This is a genomic window from Acidithiobacillus sp. (assembly GCF_023255755.1).
Classification (GTDB): domain Bacteria; phylum Pseudomonadota; class Gammaproteobacteria; order Acidithiobacillales; family Acidithiobacillaceae; genus Acidithiobacillus.
Genome location: NZ_JAGDVS010000088.1, coordinates 1 through 16,354, shown reverse-complemented (window position 1 = coordinate 16,354; position 16,354 = coordinate 1). Strand labels below are relative to the sequence as shown.

At 56.1% G+C, this 16,354-nt stretch carries 19 protein-coding genes; 11 read left to right on the top strand and 8 right to left on the bottom strand.

The window, feature by feature from the left end:
* Positions 1-262 precede the first annotated feature (262 nt).
* Positions 263-946, bottom strand: a complete 684-nt coding sequence (locus tag Q0C48_RS06125) for an HAD family phosphatase (protein ID WP_291522545.1) — start codon at positions 944-946, stop codon at positions 263-265.
* Between the two features lie 116 nt (positions 947-1,062).
* Here Q0C48_RS06125 and ligA point away from each other — a divergent pair, with 116 nt between their 5' ends.
* Complete coding sequence (ligA, locus tag Q0C48_RS06120) at positions 1,063-3,078, top strand: NAD-dependent DNA ligase LigA (protein WP_291522543.1); 2,016 nt, start codon at positions 1,063-1,065, stop codon at positions 3,076-3,078.
* Positions 3,079-3,080: 2 nt separating this feature from the next.
* Complete coding sequence (atpC, locus tag Q0C48_RS06115; protein ID WP_291522541.1) at positions 3,081-3,596, top strand: ATP synthase F1 subunit epsilon; 516 nt, start codon at positions 3,081-3,083, stop codon at positions 3,594-3,596.
* Positions 3,597-3,611: 15 nt separating this feature from the next.
* On the opposite strand, the gene Q0C48_RS06110 is transcribed toward atpC, so the two are convergent.
* Both Q0C48_RS06110 and Q0C48_RS06105 read right to left on the bottom strand, forming a co-directional pair.
* Positions 3,612-3,977: a DUF202 domain-containing protein gene (locus Q0C48_RS06110; RefSeq protein ID WP_291522539.1), complete on the bottom strand. Its 366-nt coding sequence runs from the start codon at positions 3,975-3,977 to the stop codon at positions 3,612-3,614.
* A complete protein-coding gene (locus Q0C48_RS06105) occupies positions 3,974-4,291 on the bottom strand; it encodes a DUF202 domain-containing protein (protein WP_291522537.1) in 318 nt (105 codons plus the stop codon). The genes Q0C48_RS06110 and Q0C48_RS06105 overlap by 4 nt, the downstream gene beginning before the upstream one ends.
* A 329-nt stretch (positions 4,292-4,620) precedes the next feature.
* On the opposite strand from Q0C48_RS06105, the gene Q0C48_RS06100 reads away from it, so the two are divergent.
* From Q0C48_RS06100 to Q0C48_RS06085, 4 genes are all read left to right on the top strand, one after another.
* Positions 4,621-5,262: a methyltransferase domain-containing protein gene (locus Q0C48_RS06100; RefSeq protein WP_366937024.1), complete on the top strand. Its 642-nt coding sequence runs from the start codon at positions 4,621-4,623 to the stop codon at positions 5,260-5,262.
* Positions 5,263-5,361: 99 nt separating this feature from the next.
* Positions 5,362-6,102 carry an MBL fold metallo-hydrolase gene (locus Q0C48_RS06095; RefSeq protein WP_291522533.1) on the top strand — a complete coding sequence of 247 codons (741 nt, stop codon included), beginning with the start codon at positions 5,362-5,364 and terminating at the stop codon, positions 6,100-6,102.
* On the top strand, positions 6,099-6,455 hold the full coding sequence (locus Q0C48_RS06090; RefSeq protein ID WP_291522531.1) for a metalloregulator ArsR/SmtB family transcription factor: 357 nt from the start codon (positions 6,099-6,101) through the stop codon (positions 6,453-6,455). Before Q0C48_RS06095 ends, Q0C48_RS06090 begins: the two co-directional genes overlap by 4 nt.
* The gene (locus Q0C48_RS06085) at positions 6,452-7,723 is read left to right on the top strand and encodes an MFS transporter (RefSeq protein ID WP_291522529.1); all 1,272 of its coding nucleotides are present in this window, start codon (positions 6,452-6,454) and stop codon (positions 7,721-7,723) included. The genes Q0C48_RS06090 and Q0C48_RS06085 overlap by 4 nt, the downstream gene beginning before the upstream one ends.
* Positions 7,724-7,761: 38 nt before the next feature.
* Here the strand turns inward: Q0C48_RS06085 and Q0C48_RS06080 are convergent, their stop codons facing one another.
* Entirely contained in the window at positions 7,762-8,604 is an 843-nt protein-coding gene (locus Q0C48_RS06080) for a Fic family protein (RefSeq protein WP_291522500.1), read from the bottom strand.
* Positions 8,605-8,973: 369 nt separating this feature from the next.
* Positions 8,974-9,384 carry an IS200/IS605 family transposase gene (tnpA, locus tag Q0C48_RS06075; protein WP_291522547.1) on the bottom strand — a complete coding sequence of 137 codons (411 nt, stop codon included), beginning with the start codon at positions 9,382-9,384 and terminating at the stop codon, positions 8,974-8,976.
* A 28-nt stretch (positions 9,385-9,412) separates the two neighbouring features.
* Here tnpA and Q0C48_RS06070 point away from each other — a divergent pair, with 28 nt between their 5' ends.
* Complete coding sequence (locus Q0C48_RS06070) at positions 9,413-10,711, top strand: transposase (RefSeq protein ID WP_291522498.1); 1,299 nt, start codon at positions 9,413-9,415, stop codon at positions 10,709-10,711.
* A 361-nt stretch (positions 10,712-11,072) separates the two neighbouring features.
* Here the strand turns inward: Q0C48_RS06070 and Q0C48_RS06065 are convergent, their stop codons facing one another.
* The 3 genes from Q0C48_RS06065 to Q0C48_RS06055 all read right to left on the bottom strand — a co-directional run bounded on the left by Q0C48_RS06065 (position 11,073) and on the right by Q0C48_RS06055 (position 12,699).
* Positions 11,073-11,276, bottom strand: a complete 204-nt coding sequence (locus Q0C48_RS06065) for a cold-shock protein (protein ID WP_014027598.1) — start codon at positions 11,274-11,276, stop codon at positions 11,073-11,075.
* 226 nt (positions 11,277-11,502) lie between these two features.
* The gene (locus tag Q0C48_RS06060) at positions 11,503-12,045 is read right to left on the bottom strand and encodes a Fic family protein (protein ID WP_291522495.1); all 543 of its coding nucleotides are present in this window, start codon (positions 12,043-12,045) and stop codon (positions 11,503-11,505) included.
* A gap of 210 nt (positions 12,046-12,255) precedes the next feature.
* Positions 12,256-12,699, bottom strand: coding sequence for a YaiI/YqxD family protein (locus tag Q0C48_RS06055; protein WP_012537685.1), 444 nt, complete (start codon positions 12,697-12,699; stop codon positions 12,256-12,258).
* A gap of 173 nt (positions 12,700-12,872) precedes the next feature.
* Here Q0C48_RS06055 and Q0C48_RS06050 point away from each other — a divergent pair, with 173 nt between their 5' ends.
* The 4 genes from Q0C48_RS06050 to Q0C48_RS06035 all read left to right on the top strand — a co-directional run bounded on the left by Q0C48_RS06050 (position 12,873) and on the right by Q0C48_RS06035 (position 16,308).
* Positions 12,873-13,196 carry a type II toxin-antitoxin system Phd/YefM family antitoxin gene (locus Q0C48_RS06050; protein WP_291522491.1) on the top strand — a complete coding sequence of 108 codons (324 nt, stop codon included), beginning with the start codon at positions 12,873-12,875 and terminating at the stop codon, positions 13,194-13,196.
* Positions 13,197-13,202: 6 nt separating this feature from the next.
* Complete coding sequence (locus Q0C48_RS06045) at positions 13,203-13,634, top strand: putative toxin-antitoxin system toxin component, PIN family (protein ID WP_291522489.1); 432 nt, start codon at positions 13,203-13,205, stop codon at positions 13,632-13,634.
* A gap of 736 nt (positions 13,635-14,370) precedes the next feature.
* Positions 14,371-15,522 (top strand): diguanylate cyclase, encoded by a 1,152-nt coding sequence (locus tag Q0C48_RS06040; RefSeq protein ID WP_291522488.1) that lies wholly within the window; start codon positions 14,371-14,373, stop codon positions 15,520-15,522.
* A 393-nt stretch (positions 15,523-15,915) separates the two neighbouring features.
* Positions 15,916-16,308 carry a CHASE3 domain-containing protein gene (locus tag Q0C48_RS06035; protein WP_291522486.1) on the top strand — a complete coding sequence of 131 codons (393 nt, stop codon included), beginning with the start codon at positions 15,916-15,918 and terminating at the stop codon, positions 16,306-16,308.
* Positions 16,309-16,354: the final 46 nt, after the last annotated feature.

The following is a 16,354-nucleotide window of genomic DNA, read 5'->3' as shown; positions in this document are numbered from 1 at the left end:
TGGAGCCTATTTTACCATGCCAACCATTAAACGGCATCAAGAATGCAACACTACACTAGATAGCCAACGCGCAGGCAATGCTGAGCTGTATTCGCGTCCCTTTCCTCGATGGCGACATAGATCGCCTGATCTACGCAATTCATGGCGTCTCACGGAAACTAATAATATTTCTAAATCTATAGTACACATTTCTTAATTGCGCAAATCAGAGGGGCGGTTTGTGATTGGATGCGCGAAGCTGCGATGGAAAATTGGGGACGTATTATTCGACGGGTGCCGGGTGGAGCGAAAGAATGGGCCAGCCCCGTGCTTCGGCGATGGCGCGCAGGCGCGGATCCGGGTCAACGGCGACCGGATGGGTGACGGTGTCCAGTAAAGGCAGATCGTTGTGTGAGTCGCTGTAAAAGGTGCTATTCCGCAGCGTGTTCTCCCAGTCCAACCCCTGCGTCCGCAGCCAGTCACGCAAGCGTTGCACCTTGCCCGCCTGAAAGCAGGGAATGCCGACGCTACGACCTGTAAAGTCACCCGATGTCGTCTCCTCGGGTTCCGTCGCGAGCAGATGGGTGATGCCTAGTTCTTCAGCAATGGGCGCTGTCACAAAGCGATTGGTCGCGGTAATGATGACCAGGATATCACCTTGCTGGCGATGATCTTCTACCAGCGCGCGCGCGCGATCCGAAATCATCGGCAGCACCCGTTCCTGCAGATATTCCCGGTGCCAGGCATCAAGATGGGCACGGGGATGTGCCGCCAGGGGGGCCAACTGAAAATCCAGAAATGCCTGAATATCTAAAGTGCCAGCCTGATATTCGGCATAAAACCGATCATTGAGGTGGTTAAAGCGTTCCGTATCGACAATGCCGCGGCTGCCGAGAAACTCCATCCAGGCATGGTCGGAGTCGCCGGACAGCAGGGTGTTGTCCAGATCAAAAAGGGTGAGGGCCATAGGTTCTCCGTCCAGTGAGGTGGGCCATAGCGAATGCCCCGCGGATTATACCAGAAAGTGCATTTGCGATATGCTGGCGCGGCAAATGTTTCCGGCTTTTACAGAAGGAGCGGGCGGTGGAGCGGGGCAACCCTACTGACTTCGAGCGTATTCAGCAGTTGCGTGACGAATTGCTGGCCGCCAATAAAGCGTATTATCAGCAGGATGCACCGACCCTGAGTGACGCGGAGTATGATGCCCATCTGCGCGAGCTCCGCGCTCTGGAGGACCGTAATCCGCAGTGGCAAAGCGCCGACTCGCCGACCCAGAGGATAGGGGCAGCCCCTCTGGAGGTGTTTGCGGAAGTACACTATGCCGTACCGATGACCTCTCTCGACAATGTGTTTGATCGGGGTGGTTTCGGCGACTGGCTGGCGCGTGTGCAGAAGGGGCTCGGTCGCGAGGATGTTCCGCTCAGCGCTGAACCCAAATTTGACGGCCTCTCGGTCAACATCCGTTACGTAGAGGGCAAGCTGGTGCAGGCCGGGACCCGCGGAGATGGCCAAACCGGTGAGGATGTTACTGCCAATGTCCGCACGATCCGCAACATTCCTCTGCAACTGGCGGGCAAGGGCTGGCCGGACCTGCTGGAGGTGCGCGGGGAGGTGGTGATTCCCGTGGCAGCTTTCCAGCGGTTGAATGAAGAGCGCTTGCGTGCCGGAGAAAATGCCTTCGCCAATCCGCGCAATGCGGCAGCGGGCAGCCTGCGGCAACTGGATTCCAAAGTGACGGCGAAGCGCCCCCTGGCGTTTTTTCCCTGGGGATGGGGAGAAAGCAGGGCGCCACTGGGAGAGTCGCACCGTGCGGTGATGCACAGCCTTTCTGTCTGGGGTTTTGAAGTGACATCTTACTTGCGTAGTGTTCATCATCTTGCGGAATGCGAAAGCTATTTCAATGAAATGCAGAAATCGCGCGAAGGCATGCCTTTTGAAATAGATGGTCTCGTGTTCAAAGTCGATGATCTGGCAGCCAGGGAACGGTTAGGCTTCACCGCCCGCGCACCGCGTTGGGCCATTGCCTATAAATTTCCGGCCCACGAAGAGCGTACCGTGGTTGAAGATATCCTGGCTTCCGTAGGGCGCACCGGCGTGATTACTCCGGTGGCGGTCTTGCAGCCCGTGCAAGTGGGCGGCGTGACCGTGAGCCGCGCCAGTTTGCATAATCAAGATGAAGTGGATCGTAAAGATATTCGCGTAGGCGACACGGTACTGGTACGCCGTGCAGGGGATGTGATCCCCGAAGTGGTCATGGTGCTCAAGGAAGAACGGCCAGCGGCGGCACAGCCCTGGCAAATGCCGTTGCGTTGTCCGGTTTGTGACTCAGAAGTCTTGCGTCTGGCCAACGAATCGGCGCACCGTTGCATGGGTGGGTTGTATTGCCCGGCGCAACGGATGGGCGCTATCGAGCACTTCGCTTCGCGCAAGGCCATGGACATCCGGGGCCTGGGCGAGAAACTCGTGCAGCAACTAGTCGAGCAAGGTCTGGTGCACTCCGTAGCCGATATTTACCATCTGGACGAAGCAGCACTTTGCGGATTGGAGCGCATGGCCAGTCGCTCCGCCCAAAAATTGCTTGCGGAAATAGAGCATTCCCGCCATACCAGCCTACCTCGCTTCCTCTACGCCCTGGGTATCCGCCAGGTGGGAGAAAGCACGGCCAAATCTCTGGCAGCCTATTTCGGGGATCTGGATCCCTTACTGGCCGCGACGCCGGAGGTTTTGCAGAATATTCCCGATGTGGGACCCATCGTGGCAGAATCTATCGTACATTTTTTTGCCCAGCCCCATAACCGTGACGTTATTGCCGCTTTGCGCACGGCGGGAGTACAGTGGCAAGCGGTCCAGCCGCAACGAGGCGGGCGTTTTCAGGGGATGACCCTAGTGCTCACCGGTGCTTTGGATAGGATGACCCGGGAAGAGGCCAAAGCCGCCATAGAAAACGCGGGCGGGAAAGTCAGCAGCTCCGTTTCTGCTAAAACAAGCTATGTGATTGTCGGGAAAGAAGCGGGCAGCAAGGCGGAAAAAGCCGTAAAGCTGGGTCTGGAACAGCTCACTGAAGCACAATTTTTGGCGATGCTTTCAGAAAAGGAATAAACATGCAGCAGAACAGAACGTTCCGCATCAATGTGGTCGATATCCATGGTGAAGTGTACAGCGGTATGGCGCGTTTTGCGGCAGTGCCGGCGGAACTGGGCGAGATCGGAATACTGCCGGGGCATGCGCCCTTGCTGTCGGGGCTACGCGCCGGAGAGTTGCGTATTACCCAGGCCGATGGCCAAACACAGATTCTTTTTCTGGAAGGCGGACTCCTGGAGATCCAGCCGGATATCGTGACCATACTCGCCAACGCCAGCCTGCGGATTATGGATATCGATATTCATGACAGCAAGGAACGCATTAAAGACGCACAAAGCACATTAGCGAAAGCCGCGGTTCTGCCGATGGATTTTGCCCGCGCCGAGCTGGAATTACAGAGGGAGGTGGCAAAAGTGCATGCGTACCAGCGCTATCAGGCACACGAACAACGGGGCGGCAGCACGAGTGATTACAATTGGGAGCGCCCGCCCCTGCAGAATGTGCCGAAGGTGAATGTGCAGGAACTGGAGGAATGACGGCGTTGGGCCGCATCAGGAACGGTTATCTCGGCGCGCCAGAATAGGCGGAAAATGCGCCTCCGACTCCCGCAAAAACTTATAGTAATGACTCTGCACCCGCAAAAATCGGAAGTAGCTAAAGCTACCCACAATCACTGATAACAAGAGGAATATCGCGCCGAGAACAATGACGATTTGATAATCAAAGAAGTGAATAAGTACCAAGCCAGCGATTGCCAAGTCCAGCATGGTGCGTAAAAAAGAATATAAAACCCGGCGATTGGCAGCTGCTGTGCGGTCCAGTGCGAGCCAGTCACGTAACACCAGCTTGCTTTTGGGGTAAGTATGAAAATTTTGCCGGTGCGCATCCAGATGATTGAATAAGAATCTGGATTTCATTGCAGATCATCCTCTATCTTTTCGTAATCTTCCATTCTCTGTAGCTCTTTGTGGTGCGTTTTAATTTTCAGATAGAGCGAAAGGCCTGCGGCAAAGACAATCAGCGCGAGAATAAAGCCCAGATAGAAGAGATGATCCTCAAGATGACCATGGAAAAAACGAATAAAAATGAGCGTGGCAATGATTAAAGTTAAGGTCACACGAATATAGCCCAGGAAAGTACGCGTACCCGCAAACACTGTTCTGTCCATGGCGAGAAAGTCACGCAGAACCATCTCTTTTTTATTGCAGTCATCATAGGGCAGACGGCGCATGATACTCTTTAAGTTCCTTTCGTAAGGGTGGTGAGCGAGGCGTAGCACCAGGCATTATAAGGCAATGTGGACGGATAAGGAACACTCCGGAGTGTCTGGCCACATGCATGCCAGGAGCTGAAACCTACGTTGACCGCGGCAGTCACAACGGTTGCGTGACAGTGTATCCTAAGCCGGAGAAGCCACTCTGGCTGACCCGTCAAACGTGGCTATAATCCACTTTGTACAGGAGTAAGCGATATGCCCCTCGCAAGCTTGCTTAAGAAACCATGGAAACCTTTGCTGCTATTGGCCGCGTGTTCTTTGCGGCTGGCGGGCGCCGCAGGCTGATGGACGCCGCCGCCTATGACGCCTGGTATGATACCCCTCGCGGGCGGTGGATCGGCACGGCGGAGTTCCGCCTGCTTTCCAGGCTCCTGCAGACGCAGCCGGGGAACACGCTTCTGGACGTGGGCTGTGGTACCGGCTGGTTCACCCGCCGCTTTGCCGAAGAGGGCCTCCTCGTCACTGGCCTGGATCCCAACCCGGACTGGCTTGCCTTCGCCCGCGCCAAGGGCCCTCCCGCGATCCGCTGGGTAGCCGGAGACACCCGCTCCCTGCCTTTTCCTGACCGTAGTTTCGACCAGGTGGTTTCGGTTGCGGCCCTGTGTTTTTTGGAGGATGAACGGCAGGCCGTGGCCGAGGTCGTGCGGGTGGCGCGCCAGCGTTTTGCCATCGGCTGGCTCAACCGGGCAAGCCTGCTCTATGCGCAGAAAGGGCAGGGCGGCGGGAGCGGGGCCTACCATGGGGCGCGCTGGCATCGTCCCGACGAGTTGCTCGGCTTCTTCTCTGGTTTGCCGGTACGCCGACTAGCAGTGCATTCCGCCATATTTCTTCCTGCCGGAAATCGGGTGGCACGGACGATGGAACGGCTGCTGCCCCACACGTTGCCCTGGGGCGGCCTGGTAGCCATTTCGGGGGAGACGGGATAGCACAGATCGGAGTGTACTGGAATGCATTGACAAATGGCGGGGGTTCTTTTAGTTTCGTTGTTGCAAAGTCTATTGACTAACGAATATTCGAGGTGCCCCATGTTTTTCAAACAACGCAGCAATGCTGATGGTACCCTGTCCTACTTCTACGGATGTGGCAGCAAGGGTTCGGCGGTGGTGGTGGATGTCGTGGCTGGCGATGAGCAGTGGTTTCTGGATGAAGCGCAAAAGGCCGTCGTGCGGATCGGCTTTGTGATTGACACCCACATTCATGCCGATCATTTTTCCGGCGGCCGGAAACTGGCGGAACTGGCGGATGCACCCTACTGCCTGCACGAAAGCGATGTGGGCAAGGTCCATTTCCCGATCCGCGGGCTCAAGGACGGCGAGGTCCTGGAGAGCGGTAATGTCATCACCAAAGTTCTGCATACCCCCGGTCATACCACCGACAGCATCTGCCTGCTGGTCAGTGACCTGCGGCGCAGCGCCGACCCCTGGTTCGTGCTCACCGGCGACACCCTCTTTGTCAGTAGCGTCGGTCGGCCCGATTTGGGGGGAACGCCGGAGGAAATGGCGGGCTGGATCTTCGACAGCATCCACGCCAAGCTCCTCACCCTGCCCGACGACCTGGAAATGTTCCCCGGCCATGCGGCGGGCAGTGTCTGTGGTGCGGGGCTGTCCGGCAAGCCGTCCTCCACCATCGGCTTCGAGAAGCGCTGGGACCCCTATCTGTCCATGACCGACCGGGACGCCTTCATCCGCGAACTCACAGCCAATATCCCGGAGCGGCCGACGGAGATGGCGCGCATCGTGGCGGCCAATCTGGGGGCGGCGGCATGAGCGCGGAGACGGTGCGCTTCGCCCTCTTTGCCGAGGTCTTTGCTGCGCTGGCTCATCCCAAGCGCCTGGAGATCATCCACTACCTGGGAGAACGGCAGCATACGGCGGGGGAGTTGACCGAGCTGACCGGGCTGTCCAAGGCCAATGTCTCGCAACACCTCAACGTGCTCAAGGCGCGTGGCTTGGTCCATTGCGACAAGTGCGGCACTTTCTGCCATTACCGTCTCACCAGCCCCGACGTGCTGGAGACCTGCGAGATCGTGCGGAAGCTGATCCTTGACCAGATGGATATCACCACCGCCTGCCGCCAGCAACTGGCGGAAGTTGTGCCGCTGCGCAAAACACCTTCATGAACCCGGTGCAGGCAGCCGCCGGGGCTTATCAGCGGGGAATCGCCCGCAACAGTGGCCAGTTTCTGCTGCAGACCATGCAGGTATTCCTTGTCGGTCTGGTCATCGGCATGGAGCGCACGGTGCTGCCCTCTCTGGCCCACGATTTCGGGGTGACCAAGGGGGCGTTTCTCTTTCTCGCGAGCTTCGTGATTTCCTTTGGCCTGGTCAAAGGGGCGCTCAATCTGGTGGCCGGCACCCTTTCCGATCGCATCGGGCGCAAGCGTGTCCTGCTGTTCGGCTGGATCGCCGGCATCCCCATCCCCCTGCTGATCTTCTTCGCCCCCAACTGGTGGTGGATCATTGCTGCCAACGTCTTTCTCGGCATCAACCAGGCCTTCACCTGGACCATGACGGTGACCAGCCAGATCGACCTGGCGGGCAGCCGACAACGGGGCCTGGCGGTGGGGATCAATGAGGCGGCGGGGTATGTGGGCATGGGTCTCGCGGGTCTCGCCACCGGTTATCTGGCGGTGCTCTATGGCCCGCGCTGGGCCTTGCTGCTCTTCGGGCTGGGCGCGATCCTGATCGCCCTGGTACTGCTGGTGCGGGTGCGCGATACCATCGCCTGGGTCCATGCCGAGCATGCCACCCATCCCGTATCTGCGCCTCCGGCTACCACGAGCTGGATGCACGGCTTTATCGACGTCTCTTTCCGGAACCCGCGCTACCGCGCCTTTTGTCAGGCGGGGGTGGCCAACAAGGTGGCAGATACCCTCGTCTGGGTGCTCTTTCCCCTCTACTTCCTGCAGCACGCCATGGGGGTGGTGGCCATCGGCTGGATCACTGGCGTCTACGGGGCCGTCTGGGGGTTCTCGCAACTCTGGACCGGTCATCTGGCCGATCGCATTGGGCGCAAGATTCCCATCGTCAGCGGCTTTTTTCTGTTGTCTGCGGGCTTGGTGACCACTGCCCTGGTGCAAGGCTTTGTTTTGTGGATGTCGGCGGCGCTCATCATGGGCCTGGGCATGGCGCTCCTATACCCGAATCTGGTCGCCGCCATGTCCGACACGGCCCCGCCGCTGGAGCGAGGGCGTATCCTCGGTGTCTATCGATACTGGCGCGATACCGGTTATGCCATCGGCGGGTTGCTGCTGGGGCTGGTGGCGCAATGGAGTAACGAAATTCTTCCCGCCATCTGGGCTACGGCCGGTATTGTCGCCCTTTCGGGGCTGTGGATCGCGCTGGTGGTGCGGGAAACCCATCCCCACTCCCAGGGTCAGCACCGCTGACGGAATGGCCCGCTTTCGAGGCGGCAGTATGCGTCATTTCAGCCGCCCAATGGTTCAGCGGCAGACCGTTTGACGTTTCTTTTTTCCTGCATTTCCATTGCCTCCCGTAATAATGCCTGGGTCGGTTCCCAATAGCCACGACACAAGCCTCTGAAGTGATCCCTTTCCAGGTTGTCGGGAAGATCAGACAGGGTTTCTAACCTCTCCAGTTCAGGAATGGTGGCTTGATAGTCAGATATCGATCTTTTATATTCCTGACGGGCTTCTGTGGGTACCACAATAGGCGGGAAACCTGAGCGTAGAACGGGAAGATTGGCAATCAGACGCGCCACCCGGCCACTACCGTCAAAAAAGGGGTGGATCGTGACGAAATCGAGATGAAGACCCGCATATGCTTCCACCGCATTGATCCCCATTAAGGGCTTTGTGCAAAATCTGTTCAACTTTTCCAGCCATTGCGACATTAATGTAGGGACTTTTTCCGGTGCAGGGAACTCTCGTAGATGTTGGCGGCCGTCATTACCGATATAGTTGGTGAAATTAGATTCATTTTTCCACTTTCCTACAGGCTTGTAGATATCCATTACTGCTTCAGTAAGTACGGCACGATGCAGCGCAAACAAATCCTCTTCCTGCAGGGATGATTGCTTATCCATCAATGCGTAGACAATCTCTATGGCTTTGGCATGACCATAGATTTCCTGATGGTCGCGAAGCGGTTTGCCGGCAACGGTAAGTCCTTCCTCAAGGACGAAGGCGGTATCACCGAGTGTGAGGCTATTCCCCTCGATCGCCGTGGACGTGTGGGTCCAGAGATTGCGGATCTGGGCCAAGAGCGTGGCCTTGATATCCGCATCCAGCTTCGCATAAAAAGGATTCACTACGCCCACCAACTTTCAACTAAGACATTCCGATGAAGCTCAAACGCGAGCGATGGGCGCATGGCATCTCTCCGATCCTCAATATAACCAGTCAATATTATATGGTATTTTCATCTTTTCCACATCCTCCGGCCCCTCCAGTGATCCGTGTGCAATCCGCTAGGCCAATCCGTCTCGATGGGCGCTTCCGCTGTATACCGTCCATTCACCCATCGAAGATATGGATGGATATTTTTAGTGGATGTGGCGCCTCGTTGCCTCAGTAAAAATCATCGTAGATGTAATCTACCGGAACGCGCCGTAGTGCTCCGCCTGTAACCGCGTAGCGGTTCAGGGGGTGGTGAAGCGGCGCTATCGCCCGCAGGGCGATCATTCCGGCCTTTCCTGTTGCTCAATGTATTGTTTGAGCACGGACAGTGGCGCACCACCCACCGTGAGGATGCAATAACTGCGTCTCCAGAATACCGGCTTACTCCAATAATACCGTTTCAGATGATCGGCAAACTCTTTACGCAGCAATCGGCTGGTGACTGTTTTCAGGTTGTTCACAAATGCCGATGGGAGCACTTTCGGTGTCAAAGCCAAGAGCAGATGCACATGATCCGCCTCACCGTTGAATTCCAGCACCTCGCACTCCCATTTTGCCGCCGTAATCCGGCAGATGGCTTCCAGCCGGTCCAGCATGGGGCCGGTCATACATCTGCGGCGATATTTCGTGACCAGAACCAAATGGTAGTTCAGGTTATAAACGCAATGATGTAGAGTACTTAGAGTTTGCATAGTCATGGTAACCGAGTATAATGGAAACATGCCGAATCGCAAAGTGACCTATCGTTTGTATCCCAACGCCGAGCAGGAAGCGCGGCTGCAGGAGACGCTTGGTTTGCATCAGCGGTTGTATAACACGGCGCTGGAAGAACGCATCCGCGTGTACAAGGAAACCGGCAAGGGATTGTCGTTTGCTGATCAATGCAAGGTGCTCACGCAATGGCGCAAAGCGGTACCCGCTCTAGCCGGACTGAATGCCCAATCGGAGCAGGTGACGCTCAAGCGTCTGCACCTGGCCTTTCAGCACTTCTTCCGGCGTGTGAAGAACGGCGAAACGCCGGGTTTCCCGCGATTCAAAAACATCCATCGCTATCCCGGTTGGGGATACAAGACCCACGGGGATGGCTGGAAACTGCACCCTTCGCAGGGCGCAAGCCCCGGTGAGAACTGTGCCCACGGCAAGCTGTATCTTCAGGGTCTCGGTCATATACCCATTCGCGGCAAGGCCAGAACGGCTGGCACCCCCGTTACCTGCGAGATTATTCACAAAGCGGGACGGTGGTACACATCCGTCACGTTGGAAATAGAGGCGATACAGAGGGCGTGTGGCACGGAGATGGGCGCGTTCGATTGGGGTCTGAAAGAATTTTTGACCGTAGCCACACCACAAGGCATAGAGACAGTCGCCAATCCCCGCCATCTTCGAAATCAACTGGCGGAACTCAAGCGGTTGGGGCAGGAAGTTGCCCGTAAAATTCGCATGGCGCAAAAGTTGAGCGGCAGACAACGGGGATTCTCCGTATCGGCCAACCTGCGTCGAGCCATTCAACATTTAGCCAGGCTGCACGCCAAGGTGGCCCGGCAGCGCAAAGACTTTATGCACCAGGCCAGCGCCTGGTTGGTAAAGCGATTCGGTGCCATCGGCACTGAGGCGTTAGCGGTAAAAAATATGGTGCATAACGGCGGCGCTCATAAAAAAGGGCTCAACCGTGAGATTCACGCTGCCGCACCAGCGACTTTTCTCAAAATGACCAGGACCAAAGCGGAAGAGGCTGGGTCGTGGTACGAGGAAGCGCCGACGCGGGAGATCAAGCCAACGCAACGCTGTCATGCGTGCTGGAAATTACCAGATGAGAAGAAAACGCTCTCGGACAGGGAACACCAGTGCCCGCATTGCGGCGTCACCTGTGGCCGCGACGAAAATGCGGCTTTGGTACTGTTGCGGTGGCTTGAAATGAGATTGGCCGGTGTTTCCGGCTCCGGGCGGGAACCGTCCGAGATGTGGAGCGGTGGAAGTTTCGCCGCGATGAAGCACGAAACTCACGCCATAGCCGTATAGGCTTGGCGGGAGCAGTTCATCGAGGCTAATTCGCGTCGTGCTGTCTTGATCCAGCGTTTGAGATAGGCTGGTTGCGAAAGTTGTTTCATCTCCTGTCGTAACTCGCTAATGGCCTGTCGGGTTGCCTGAATGGTTTCCTGAAGATCCTGCGACAGGGCACGCGGTGACTGCATCGCAAAAAGGGATATCTCTTGCCAAAACGCGCATTCACCCGATCCGGAACACCCTTGCCGTTCGGCTAACTCTTCCCCTTGCCGGGCAAGTAGAGGGCTTCGACCTCCAAGTGGGTGCGCCCTGCTGTGCGCACCACAAAAAAACGCCGCAAGAGAGCGGCGTCCTGTGGCGACCATCCGGTAAAGGATTATGCCTCGCGCACGTCCTCAGCCTGCATGCCTTTCGGGCCGCGAACGCTGTTAAATGTTACACGCGCGCCTTCCGCCAAGGTCTTAAAGCCGCTGCCTTGAATAGCAGAATGATGCACAAAAACATCCTCCTTACCATCTTCTGGAGTGATAAAACCAAATCCTTTGCTGTCGTTGAACCACTTTACTGTGCCAGTTGCCATGTTTGGGGACTTCCTACTTACGTTAAATTCGGACCACTTGTCCGCAGTTCACCTTAATGATTTTTATGGAGACATGCAAGGTTTTTTTGTGGTTCCAAAAATCCTGATGTTCATGGTCGTGGCGGCAACCCAGACCTCCCCGATCAGGAAGGGATGCCCCCGGATCCATGAAAATGATGTCGAGGATGACACCCTATTGTCCGTTAACGTTAATTGCTCAACAGGTCTATATAGGATTGGTAACTGTTGTAAAGCGGGGCATCATGGGGAACATCTCGAACAGCCGGTAACTGGCAGGCCCAACTTTGGACGATGCCAGCAGGCGATGGCGGTCTGTAGACATCAGGCTGGCAATCGAAATAATGCTGCGTTCGGCATCGGACGCGGCGATCGCCACCCCCTCCAGAAAAAACGCAACCCAGGACTCCCAGTCCCCTTCGCTGCGGATATTGGAAAGTTGGCGGTAATATTCGGCTTGATGCTGCTTGAGGTAACCGCTCAGGTACATGATTGGCTCGGCAAGTAGCCCCCAATGCTCCAGCAGTGCCGCAATCAGTAGTCGGCCAAGGCGTCCATTGCCATCCAGGAATGGGTGGATGGTTTCAAACTGGGCATGGACGAGCGCGATTTTCACGAGAGGTGGAAGTGCCGGGGATGTGTCGTGGATGAATCGCTCCATGTCACTGAGCAAGGCGGCGACCCGGTCTGCGGGCGGCGGAACGAAAACAGCGTTACCCGGACGCGTTCCTTTAATGGCTATGCCATCCATTAAGGTATTTTTTAATTGGCGCGGTCAATATTAAACGATGCTTTAATAGAAATCATTGTCCTCGCGGGCTGGCTGGCCAGTAGCACTTCTGCCAGAGGCCGACGTGAACCTGTGACGCTTTTCGCATAGATCCGCTTGCTGCGAACATGCTTAATGAGCGAGGCGGTCCTCTTCTTGGCCTTTGATGACTATACCGTGCCGCCCAAAGAATCAGGCGCGGACCAGTAGCTGGTCCAGTGCATTCGCAAATGCCTGGCGGTCCGCTTGGCTCAGGGCAGCGGGGCCACCAGTGCGCACGCCGGAGTCCCGGAGTTGCTCCATCATGTCACGAATCCGCAGGCGCTCGTGGATGGTTTCGGGGGAATAACGCTCCCCGCGCGGGCTGAGGGCATGGCTGTTTTTTTCTAGCACGGCGGCGGCCAGCGGAATATCGGCGGTGATTACCAGATCACCCGCTACGATGTGCCGGACGATTTCCTCATCGGCCACATCAAAGCCCCTCGGCACGACCACAGTGCGGATATAGGCAGAGCGGTGTACGCGCAGAGCTTGATTGGCTACCAGGGTCAAGGGCAGTTTCAGACGATCGCTGGCGCGATACAAAATGTCTTTAATGACGTTGGGACAAGCGTCGGCATCAACCCAGATATGCATGTGACGGCTCTTAGGAATTTTTTGAGTGGGAACACCATGTCACAGATGTGACTTCCCGACAATGTGTGCACCCACGGAGGGCATTCACCCGAGTCTCCCAAACGCCGACTAATTCAGTAATGTGGTGGCACAGATCCGATGCCGGATTGATCTTGGCATGGCAGGAGACCATAATGATCATTATGGTTAATGAGGGTGATGCCATGATTACGGAAACCAGCGCGGTCAATTTTCGCCAGAACCTGGGAGAAATGCTCAACCAGGTGCAGTATCGCCACGACAGCGTGATGATTAACAAAGATGGGAAACCCGTTGCCGTGCTCATCGATGCTCGTCTTTTCGAGCGCATTCGCCGGATGCAGGGTCGCTTTGATGCGCTGTGCCAAAGGATCGAAGCGGTATTTTCGCAAGTACCTGAATCTACCGGGATAGCGGAGATCGAGGCAGCCCTCGCTCAAGAACGGCGGGAATCGCCCATTGCCGCTGAGGATCACTAACCGTTCATGGCGGCATTGCGGGTGGTGCTGGACACCAACGTGCTGCTTTCCGGCATAGCATACCCGGCCAGCGTGCCGGGCAAGATCCTGACCGCGTGGCGACATGCTTCCATCGATGTACTGCTATCAGACTATATCCTCGATGAACTGCGCCGGGTACTGCCCCGTCTGGCGCACCGCCATGGGCTGACGGTGGCCGAGATGAGCGATCTGGTAGATATTCTGGCCATCCAAGCAGAACTGATCGCCCCATGGCCTGGGTTGGACCCGCACTTGCGTGACGACAAGGATCAAGCGGTGCTGCACACTCTGCTGGCCGCTCTCAAGACGTCTAGTGCTGACTACCTCATCACGGGAGACAAAGACCTTCCGGCGTCGGCTGATCGATATCCTATAATCACCCCAATGGAATTCTGGCGGACGCATGGGGGAGTGTAACTCCGTGAATGGGCGGTTAGCGCTGCCCTGCCGCCGTTGAGCCCTGATGGTCGGCGGTAGACTGGTAGAGGACGTTGAGTTGGATTACCCTTCGACGAGGATGATGGGTGGTGCTCAGGGGCGGCCTGCAGGGCGGGTCAAGACTGGAAGCAGTCATTCATTGGCGATGACCAAATGACATTACCGGGCGAGCGTTGAGCGCGGGACGGAGATCCCGGCCTGGTGTCCGTGAAATCGGGGGTGAACCCCATCAGTTTTGTCGACTCAGTTCGGGGAGATCTGGCCGACCGACACTTTGCCTCTGACTCGTCCTTGCAACTGCTCGGCCATGACACTTTCAATCGCCACTGCAACCTTCGCGGGCGCGTCTACTCAAGTGGGGCTCGAACAGAAGTGCATCGGTAATACGATGTTCACATCCTCAAGGCCGCCGACATCCAGAAGGGCCTTCTTGAAGATTAACGAGGCGATCCCTTGAACTACCTGGCTGACCGTGGAGCGTTGCTCCCTCGCGGTCAGCGGGTCCTTCCTGTCCCTTGGATCTTACTGGGTGCCATGGCTTGGGTCTTTGTATGGGGTTTGGTGGGCTGGTGGGTAGTGGGATATGTACCGCTGACGTAAGAAAAAGGGTCACCTGGATTCAGATTGCATCAATCTGGCAGGGAAGGTCTATAATGAGTTTTTTGTACCTACCCATCGGTCCACGTGCATGCCCGATCACTCCATAGCGGCAGCCGTGCCGCGTTCTATACAATCGTTTCTTCTCCTGGCCCCGGGAGAATGGCGAGATCTCTTTTCCAGTTGCCACCATCCCCGCCTTTTCCAGCGCGAACGGGCGCGTTTTATTCTCTCCCGTGTCCGTATCATTGCCGCCCTGCTGGCTATTCTCGCCCCATTCCGACTCGCTGTAGATGATCTGCAACTCCCCCATCATCTTTTCATTCTTCTGGATAGCGGACGGATTATCGTGGCCGTGGTGTTTGCCATACTGGCGTTCTTTTGCCGATGCCGTCCAACGCCACGGAACGCCCGGTTGGCTATGGTCATGCTCTTTTTAATTCCCGCTTTTTTCTTCCTTTTTTCACACGTACTACTTGCCCATGCTCAGCTTAATGGCGCGGCGGAACACTTCGATAAGTACACTTATCTACCCTTTATACTCGTGGCAATTATAGGGGTATTTCCTATGGCCCTGCTGGAAATCCTGGTCCTCACCCTTTCCCTTCTTACGGTTTTTGCACTTCCCTTATGGTTGCGGGAGGATCCTCGAATTCTACCGGAACTCATTGATCTGGCGCTTGTAGCCAGTGTTGCCGCCCTGGCCGCCATGAGCCAGCTTCAAAGCATGAAAAGACTTTTCGTGCAATCTTCTACGGACCCCCTGACCGGGTTGTTTAACCGACGCGCCGGCGAAGATCTGTTGACCCTATTGTTTGCTCAGGCCGAACGTCATTCTCACGCACTCTCTATCGCCATGCTGGATGTGGATAACTTCAAGGGCGTCAATGACACCTGGGGACACGAGGTGGGTGATCGGGTGCTTCAGGACGTAGCACAATTGCTGCAATCCGGGGTACGGATGGGAGATGCCGTCATACGGTGGGGCGGTGAAGAGTTTGTGGTAGTGATGCCCTATGCGAATTCCGGACAGGCGCAAGCACGCCTGCAGGTCATCCTTGACGGACATATAGTGCAGAAGCCGAACGGGCAACCCATAAGGATGAGCGGGGGCATTGCCGAATTACAAGACGAAAGTGGCAAAAACTGGAGGGACTTGATCAAACTGGCTGACAACCGTATGTATCAGGTCAAAATCGGTGGAAAGGGCCGAATAGCGACCGGTATTCGCCTTGAAAAAGTAGATATGTGGGTGGATGAACACGGATAACGTTCAATCATCTCTGATTATAGTGATCGGTACCGACACCTCAGGTGTAGAACGTATGGCGCCATGCCTTTCAAGCCGAAAGCCGAACAGTTACCGCTTCAGATGGCAGTCGAAGATGTCACGCCCACGATCTGGCGCTAGGTATGGGTGACTCGTATATGTGGTTGCTACAGCCTCCTTATGCCATTATCGCTTGGTATCGTTGCCTGGCTGAAACAATCCTACGACTGCGGCGTGGCTCCCTGTAAGTAGTTGGTACATTAGCAGCGGCAACTTCAGCAAAACCAATGCGGCCAAGCCAGTGGTTACGTTATATACTGAGCTCATGCATGTCCAAACTAGAGCCATTCAGAAAAAACTTAACTTATTTGAAAAGGAGCGCTATCCTGCGATATGGACTCCATATTATCGACAGAAAATAAAATACTGGCAGGCTTTAGCCTGGCCGTTTTAGCGCTTGTTCTGGTGGGGGCGCTGGCCTTTCGCACAGCGACTGGCTATGTCCGAGCGTCTTATTGGGTGGAACATACTCAGACGGTACTACGGAGCCTTGACCGCTGCTGGGCGCTGATCAATGAGGCGGAAACCGCGCAGCGCGGCTATCTCCTTACCGGCAACTCTTTCTATCTCCAGGAACGTCAGGATGTAACCCAGCGTTTTCAGACCGTGCTGGATGATTTGCCGAACAAGGTGACGGACAACCCACTCGAAGAGCGTCGGGCAGTGGCGCTACGGCGGCAGGCGCTGAGGCGTTTAGAGATTCTTGATCATGTTCTTGACGCTTAGTGCGCCGGTACAAACTGGCGTGAGGTAATTGATGAAAGTTCAACAC

Coding starts and splice junctions, on each gene's coding strand:
- Q0C48_RS06055 (WP_012537685.1), bottom strand. CDS start 12,699: ATGCATATCTGGGTTGATGCCGACGCTTGTCCCAACGTCATTAAAGAC.
- tnpA (WP_291522547.1), bottom strand. CDS start 9,384: ATGCAAACTCTAAGTACTCTACATCATTGCGTTTATAACCTGAACTAC.
- Q0C48_RS06035 (WP_291522486.1), top strand. CDS start 15,916: ATGGACTCCATATTATCGACAGAAAATAAAATACTGGCAGGCTTTAGC.
- Q0C48_RS06095 (WP_291522533.1), top strand. CDS start 5,362: ATGTTTTTCAAACAACGCAGCAATGCTGATGGTACCCTGTCCTACTTC.
- Q0C48_RS06090 (WP_291522531.1), top strand. CDS start 6,099: ATGAGCGCGGAGACGGTGCGCTTCGCCCTCTTTGCCGAGGTCTTTGCT.
- Q0C48_RS06125 (WP_291522545.1), bottom strand. CDS start 946: ATGGCCCTCACCCTTTTTGATCTGGACAACACCCTGCTGTCCGGCGAC.
- Q0C48_RS06105 (WP_291522537.1), bottom strand. CDS start 4,291: ATGCGCCGTCTGCCCTATGATGACTGCAATAAAAAAGAGATGGTTCTG.
- Q0C48_RS06045 (WP_291522489.1), top strand. CDS start 13,203: ATGGCGGCATTGCGGGTGGTGCTGGACACCAACGTGCTGCTTTCCGGC.
- Q0C48_RS06110 (WP_291522539.1), bottom strand. CDS start 3,977: ATGAAATCCAGATTCTTATTCAATCATCTGGATGCGCACCGGCAAAAT.
- Q0C48_RS06060 (WP_291522495.1), bottom strand. CDS start 12,045: ATGGATGGCATAGCCATTAAAGGAACGCGTCCGGGTAACGCTGTTTTC.
- Q0C48_RS06100 (WP_366937024.1), top strand. CDS start 4,621: ATGGACGCCGCCGCCTATGACGCCTGGTATGATACCCCTCGCGGGCGG.
- Q0C48_RS06085 (WP_291522529.1), top strand. CDS start 6,452: ATGAACCCGGTGCAGGCAGCCGCCGGGGCTTATCAGCGGGGAATCGCC.
- Q0C48_RS06050 (WP_291522491.1), top strand. CDS start 12,873: ATGATCATTATGGTTAATGAGGGTGATGCCATGATTACGGAAACCAGC.
- Q0C48_RS06065 (WP_014027598.1), bottom strand. CDS start 11,276: ATGGCAACTGGCACAGTAAAGTGGTTCAACGACAGCAAAGGATTTGGT.
- Q0C48_RS06070 (WP_291522498.1), top strand. CDS start 9,413: ATGCCGAATCGCAAAGTGACCTATCGTTTGTATCCCAACGCCGAGCAG.
- atpC (WP_291522541.1), top strand. CDS start 3,081: ATGCAGCAGAACAGAACGTTCCGCATCAATGTGGTCGATATCCATGGT.